We start from the raw sequence: 1,543 nt of genomic DNA on the forward strand, positions 1-1,543 counted from the left end.
TAACCTCGATCCACCGATGGACTTGGCGCGGTGAGCTGATCCGGCGCGTCGTAGCATGAGAATGCCCCTGTGCTGAAACAGAATTGGAGTTCTTCAGGCTTCATTTCCGTCTCGCACGAGGGGCATCTCGTAGGTGAAACTCTCTCACACCCTGACCCGCACGTCGGCGGTGTTCGACGACCCGAATCTCGTGTCGCCGGCCGGCCTGGTCCCGCTGCTGGCGCTGGCGGACCGGGCGGGCCTGCGGAAGCTGGCCGATGAGCATATGAGCGTGCCGACGGACAAGGGCGCGAACGCCGGCCTGAAGGTGGCCTCGCTCGTGGCGGGGATGGTCGCCGGCGCCGACAGCATCGATGACATGGCGCTGCTGCGCCACGGCGGGATGGGCCGGGTCTTCGCCCGGGCGTACGCGCCGTCGACGCTGGGCTCGTTCCTGCGGACGTTCACCTTCGGGCACGTCCGCCAGCTCGACGCGGTCGCCGCACGGTTCCTGCTCTCGCTGGCCCGGCTCGCCGGGCTGACCCCACCGGTCCCGGCACCATTGCCCGCTGGCGACGAGGCGGGAGCCGGCGGCGGGTACGCCTTCGTCGACGTGGACGACACGATCATCGAGGTCCACGGCCACGCCAAGCAGGGCGCCGGGTTCGGCTACACCCGGGTCCGCGGCCTGAACGCGTTGATCGCCACCCTCACCACGGACCGCTGTGCGCCGCTGGTCCTCGCGCAGCGGCTGCGCAAGGGCGCCTGCGGCTCGCCCCGCGGCGCGAAACGCCTGGTCGGCGACGCCGTCAAACAGGCCCGCCGCCTGCTCGGCGCGAAGGCGCCGGTCCTGGTCCGGATGGACTCGGCCTACTACGGCCGCGACGCCGTCCACGCGGCGATCACCGGCGGCGCCCACGTGTCGGTCACCGTCCGGATGGACCCGGCGGTCAAGGCCGCGATCGCCGGCATCGACCAGGGCGCGTGGACGACGATCAAGTACCCGGACGCGATCTTCGACCAGACCACCGGCACGTGGATCTCGAAAGCGGAGGTCGCCGAGGTCCCGTACACGGCGTTCACCTCCAAGAAGACGGCCGACCGGGTCCCCGGCCGGCTGGTCGTGCGCCGGATCCCGGACGTGCACGCCGACAAGAAGAAGGCGAACGGGCAGGGCACCCTGTTCGACGTGTGGCGCTTCCACGCCTTCTTCACCACCGCCCCCGCCCAGCAGCTCGACACCGTCGCCGCGGACCAGGCCCACCGCGGGCACGCCATCATCGAACAGGTCCACGCCGACCTGAAGGCCTCGGCGCTGGCGCACCTGCCTTCCGGGAAGTTCACCGCCAACAGCGCCTGGCTCGTGCTCGCCGTCATCGCGTTCAACCTCACCCGCGCCGCCGCCGTCATCGCCGCCACCGGCCCGACCGGATGCTCGGACCTGGCCAAGGCGACCACCGCGACCGTCCGTCGCAAGCTGATCCACGTCCCGGCACGAGTCGCGTCCTCCGCCCGCCGGATCACCCTGCACCTGCCCCAAGCGTGGCCCTGGCAGCAGCCATGG

The 1,543-nt window shown here is 71.1% G+C and carries 1 protein-coding gene; it reads left to right on the forward strand.

Annotated features, from left to right (window positions below; translation table 11 throughout):
* Positions 1–133: 133 nt before the first annotated feature.
* On the forward strand, positions 134–1,543 hold a 1,410-nt coding region (locus KILIM_RS21800; protein ID WP_006594935.1), incomplete at its 3' end, for an IS1380 family transposase.

This window comes from Kineosphaera limosa NBRC 100340, assembly GCF_000298215.1.
GTDB classification, from domain to species: Bacteria; Actinomycetota; Actinomycetes; order Actinomycetales; family Dermatophilaceae; genus Kineosphaera; species Kineosphaera limosa.